General features: G+C 40.1%; 7 protein-coding genes. 1 reads left to right on the forward strand and 6 read right to left on the reverse strand.

Annotated features, from left to right (window positions below):
- The 6 genes from WB217_RS17900 to WB217_RS17925 form a co-directional block, all read right to left on the reverse strand.
- Window positions 1-681: exonuclease domain-containing protein (locus tag WB217_RS17900; protein WP_423994656.1), on the reverse strand; the 681-nt coding region annotated here is incomplete at its 3' end.
- Window positions 668-1,654, reverse strand: coding sequence for a DUF294 nucleotidyltransferase-like domain-containing protein (locus tag WB217_RS17905; RefSeq protein WP_423994657.1), 987 nt, complete (start codon window positions 1,652-1,654; stop codon window positions 668-670). The genes WB217_RS17900 and WB217_RS17905, both read right to left, overlap by 14 nt.
- Window positions 1,655-1,740: 86 nt before the next feature.
- Window positions 1,741-3,072, reverse strand: a complete 1,332-nt coding sequence (locus tag WB217_RS17910) for an ammonium transporter (protein WP_423994658.1) — start codon at window positions 3,070-3,072, stop codon at window positions 1,741-1,743.
- Window positions 3,073-3,304: 232 nt separating this feature from the next.
- On the reverse strand, window positions 3,305-3,628 hold the full coding sequence (locus tag WB217_RS17915; protein ID WP_423994659.1) for a MerR family transcriptional regulator: 324 nt from the start codon (window positions 3,626-3,628) through the stop codon (window positions 3,305-3,307).
- Between the two features lie 92 nt (window positions 3,629-3,720).
- On the reverse strand, window positions 3,721-3,873 hold the full coding sequence (locus WB217_RS17920; protein ID WP_423994660.1) for a Fur-regulated basic protein FbpA: 153 nt from the start codon (window positions 3,871-3,873) through the stop codon (window positions 3,721-3,723).
- Between the two features lie 15 nt (window positions 3,874-3,888).
- The gene (locus WB217_RS17925; protein ID WP_423994661.1) at window positions 3,889-4,032 is read right to left on the reverse strand and encodes a hypothetical protein; all 144 of its coding nucleotides are present in this window, start codon (window positions 4,030-4,032) and stop codon (window positions 3,889-3,891) included.
- A 169-nt stretch (window positions 4,033-4,201) separates the two neighbouring features.
- Between WB217_RS17925 and WB217_RS17930 the strand changes: the two genes are divergently transcribed.
- Window positions 4,202-5,066: dimethylarginine dimethylaminohydrolase family protein (locus WB217_RS17930; RefSeq protein ID WP_423994662.1), on the forward strand; the 865-nt coding region annotated here is incomplete at its 3' end.

The following is a 5,066-nucleotide window of genomic DNA, read 5'->3' on the forward strand; positions in this document are numbered from 1 at the left end:
GTCCTGTGCTTTTTTTAAAAAAAATGCCCATATTTTAGCAGCCATTTTAGCGTCTGCTAAAGCATGATGCCGATCTGTCACTTCAATACCGCAATCTTGGCAAAGCTGTTCTAATGCCGAGGGCTGAAAGAAGGGATTCGCTAGCCTGACTAAGAATGAAGTGTCTATGATTCGGTGTTCAAAACTGACGCGAAGCAGGTCTAAGGTGATTTTTTTCATGAATGCTTGCTCGTGTTTTGCGTGATGTGCAACCAATATTGAGCTTCCGATGAAATTAAAGAAGTCGATCAGGACATCCTTTGCTTCGGGCGCACCTTTAAGCTGCTCATTATCAATATTGGTTAATTTCGTTATCTCTATAGGAATTGGGGTATCGGTTTTAACCAATGAATAAAATACATCTTTCTCATGTATTTTGCTCCCGGTCATTTTGACTGCTCCAATGGATATAACTTTATCTCCTTTCTCAGGAAAAAATCCCGTTGTTTCAAGATCAAAGACGACAACAGACACCTCATCCAAATGGCAATCGAGGCTGTTTTTTTGTTTCATTTCTTTTTGCAGCTGCCTGATAAATGAAATTTGCTGAGCGTTCGTTTGAGGCTGTAATCCTGCGTATATATTCGAACCAAGTTTGCCAGACATTTGTCTTACAAAGCGCACCATATCATTCATTCCCATTGTGATTTTCCTTTTCTATCAGGCCTCTGACTTTGAAAGACAACAGTTCGCCAGCTTTTAAAATTTCTTTTAACTCTTTTTTTTCAGATTTGGTCAGTTTTTCTCCGTTTACATAGTGGCCCGTTTCGTAATTATAATGATTGCCATGATGCAGCCGGAAATCTAGTAGTCTTGAGAAATTGTTCACTAAGAACTTGCTCTCGTCTAATTGAAGCGCTTTTTGTGAAATTAGATTAAACCTTGAAAGTGTTGAGCTCTCTGTGATTTTCTCGTTTAATGCAAGGAGCCTGGCTGCATTTACATACGGAAAAAAGGCCGTGTCTTTAAGGTTGATTGATCCTGAAAATGTTCCATGGGTTTCGACCAGCAACTGTCCAAGGACGCCAACACCCTTTTTGAAATGCATGGTATTTTGCAGCATTCTTTTAATTAGGTGTTCTTCATTGATAGAAGATAAGTATTCCTTTTTAAGACTCGAGAGGGCAGAAGCCGCCCCGTAAAGTGGACGTGCATCTGCAAAAATTAATAAATACCGGATCGACTCCCAGGATGAGTCAGCTGCCCACTTATGGATTTGGGTTTTCCATTCTGTCATTGGTTTGCACCACAATGGATTGCCTGCCATTACTCCGCCAGAGCACTTTGAATACCCAGCTAGTTCAAGACCATCGGATATTTCCTGACCTAGATTAATAAAATATTTTTTTGATTCATCATTATTAGTCTCAAAAACTAATCCATGATCCTGGTCACTCCAAATCGATTGCTCGAATCTGCCGGCACTTCCCATGACAAAGAAAGTAAAATGGGAGGGAGGATCGCCATAACTCATGTTCATACGCCTTAATGCTAAAGAGATAACAAGTTCGTAAATCTGGTCGTGAAATTTATTCAGGTCGTCATTGTTCCTTGATGCCAGTGCGATTCCCTGTAAGCGAAAATCATTTATTTGATCATAACTTGTAAATTCCATCGGACATTCTTCCCCCTGATAACCATTAAATAGAAAAGACGGCAGGCCCATTAAAAGGGACCGCCGTTATATTATACGTTTGTCACTTAATTTATAGTGGGCTGCTGTGATTTCAATTGTACGGTATGGGTATTGGTCCCCGTACCTGTTGTAACTGTTTCTCCGTTTTTCGCTAAGACGGAATTAACAAGTTCAGGATAACCGTAGCTGCCATGTTCGCTCATGTCCAAGCCGATGATTTCTTCCTCTTCTGTGACGCGCAACCCTTTCATTGATCCTTTCATGATTGACAGAATAAGATATGAAACAACGAATGCGAATGCCGCGCATGCTGCAACTCCCATTGCCTGGACTCCCAATTGTTCAAAACCTCCGCCGTAAAATAGCCCCGGCTTTCCAACAGAAGCCAGCTCAGGTGTTGCGAAAAATCCTGTTGATAAAGTCCCCCAAACCCCTGCAGTACCATGAACTGATAATGCAAAAATAGGGTCGTCGATCTTTCTGCTTTCAAAGAAACGAATGCTATAGAATACAAGGATTCCCGCGATTAGGCCAATGACAACAGCAGCCCAAGTATCAACAAATGCACATGATGCCGTAATTGCTACAAGTCCAGCTAATGCTCCATTCAGCATCATGGGTACATCTGCCTTCCCGACTACAATCCAGGAAATCAACATAGCTGCGACTGTTCCTGCAGCGGCTGCAAGATTAGTATTAAGTGCTACAAATCCAAAGAATGCTCCGTCAACAGAAACAGTGCTCCCAGCATTAAAGCCGAACCAGCCAACCCAAAGCAACAGGACACTTAATGCAGTGAAGACCTGGTTATGTCCCTCGATGTTGTTAGCTGAGCCGTCCTTGTTGAATTTTCCCATACGAGGCTTCAATAGGATAGTTGCTGCGAGTGCTGCCATCGCTCCTGTGAGATGTACGACGGTTGACCCGGCAAAGTCCTGTTTACCATGTTCAGCTAGCCAGCCGCCACCCCAAATCCAATGTGCGATGAAGGGATAGACTAAGACGGAAAATAACAGTGCGAATACCAGGTATACAGATAATTTCGCTCGTTCTGCAAATCCGCCAAAAGCGATAGTTAAAGAAATGCCAGCAAAAGCTAACTGGAATAAAAAGAAAACAGATCCAGAAAGACTAAGGCCCTCGATATCATATCCGGAATAAAAAAAGTCAGAAAAACCAATGATTGAATTCCCTTCTCCAAATATTAACCCATAGCCGACCGCCCAGAAGACGAGGGAAGAAATACCAAAGGTTAAAATCGTTTTTCCAGCTATATGACCAGCATTCTTCATCCTTGTCGATCCTGTTTCCAACAGGATGAATCCTCCTAACATTAAAATAACAAGTACTGCGGCAATCATGACCCAAAGACTGTTCATTAAAAATAAAGTATCCATAATGGCTCCCCTTTCGAAAACTTGAATGTAATTTGTATTCTCGCATGTATTTTGTAAGATTTCTATATACATGTAAGGAAATCTAACATGTTTTTCGCTTAAAGGCTTTGTTAAAGGTCAATGTTATTTGTAAGCCTGTTGAATGGAGCGGAAATCAACAGTTAAGGTTAACAGAACCGCTTAAATAGAAAAAACCCCACAAAGGGGGTTAGAATATGAAAAAGTTCATATATTAATATTTTTTTATTCCAAAGCGGGCATTTAGCTGACCCTGGATCATCTTTTTATGGGCAGCTTCATCATTGCGTTTCTTCTCACGAATCATTTCCTGTCGAATTTCGTATGTTTGGACACCATCTTCTATCTTATTGGCAATCTCGACTAGTTGTTCAACATCAGCAAATGAATACTTTCGGCTGCCGCCTGGCGTCCTGTCGGGGAATATTAATTTTCTTTCCTCATAATATCGGATTTGCCGCTCAGAAAGGCCTGTCAACTCCTTTACGATTCCGATTGTAATCACTTTTTTATCCTTATAGGACGCTTCGTTTGCCATATGTTTCACCACGATTCAATTTGTTAATGTATTTTATGTTATATTTTCTCACATGAAACTGAATTTGGCAAAAGAATTTTATCTATTCAAAATTATTTTCCATAGTTGTCTGTTAAATTCTTTAATTCGGTTATGGTAAATTTCCTTAAATCGTCTTCGGTTGCATCAGTAAGACCTGTTTCCATCAAATAATGTATATAATGGTCCTTTAGTTTTTCAATGGCAGATCGTAAATGCATAGACATCTTTATATTCCTCCTTTAAGTAATTTCGTTTTGAACACTTCTTAAAATGATCTGTGCCTGGTTTCCTCGACTTTTCAGCAGTTCCTCATATAATTCATCCCTCAGAACGTCGAGCAGCACAATTAATTGTGCTAAACTCAAGTCATTTTGATTTTTCATCGATAGTGCCTCATTTCCTTTTTTTATATTGGATTTTTCATAATCGTAAGGGATTTTCTCATTAGCGTCAGTAATTGTGTAAGAATTCCTGACCGAACTTTTGGCTTGATAGTAATGATTAAGTAAAAATACGGAAAACCTATGAACGAAGTCACTAGGAGGAATGAACATGGAACAGAACAGCCAGGCAGATAATAAAGGGTTTGTAATGAATGAGTATGATGTGCTAAAAAAGGTCATTTTGTGTCAACCGCAGTATATGACGATTCGCGAGGTGATCAATGAAACGCAAAAACACTATAAGGATGAAGGTATACATATTGAAAGAGCATTAGAACAGCATAATGATTTTGTAAGCACCCTCCGAAAATACGGTGCAGAGGTCATATTGCTCCCCTATCATAAAAAGTTTCCCGAGCAGGTGTTCACAAGGGATATAGGGTTTACTCTTGGTCAGACCATTTTTGTCGCAGAAATGGCAAGTGATATCCGTAAAGGTGAAGAGGATGTATTAAAGCAATGGCTCGAAGACGAAGGGATTTCTTACTACAATTTACTTGGTGATCAAATCGAGGGCGGCGATGTCATCATTGATCGGGATACTATTTATATTGGTCTGAGCAATCGTACAAATCAAAATGCAGTGGATCATATACAAGGATTACTGCCGCAATTTGAAGTAAAGGCAATCCATTTCAAGGCAGAATATCTTCATTTGGATTGTGTCTTTAATGTGGTATCACCCGATGTGGCGCTCATTTACCGTAAGGCGCTGACAGAGGAGGACATTACATTATTCAGTTCTCGATATGAACTTATTGATGTGACGGAAGAAGAACAATTCACCCTTGGAACAAACGTTCTGTCTATTGGGAACAAGCGTATTTTAAGCCTCCCCGTTAACACAGGAGTCAATGAAAAACTTCGGAGTAAAGGGTTTGAAGTTATTGAAGTTGATATAACGGAGATCATTAAATCTGGCGGTTCATTTAGATGCTGTACACTTCCAATCCTGCGTGAAGAAGAGGAATCCG

Origin of the sequence: Mesobacillus sp. (assembly GCF_049588175.1) — a bacterium.
Taxonomy (GTDB): domain Bacteria; phylum Bacillota; class Bacilli; order Bacillales; family Cytobacillaceae; genus Mesobacillus.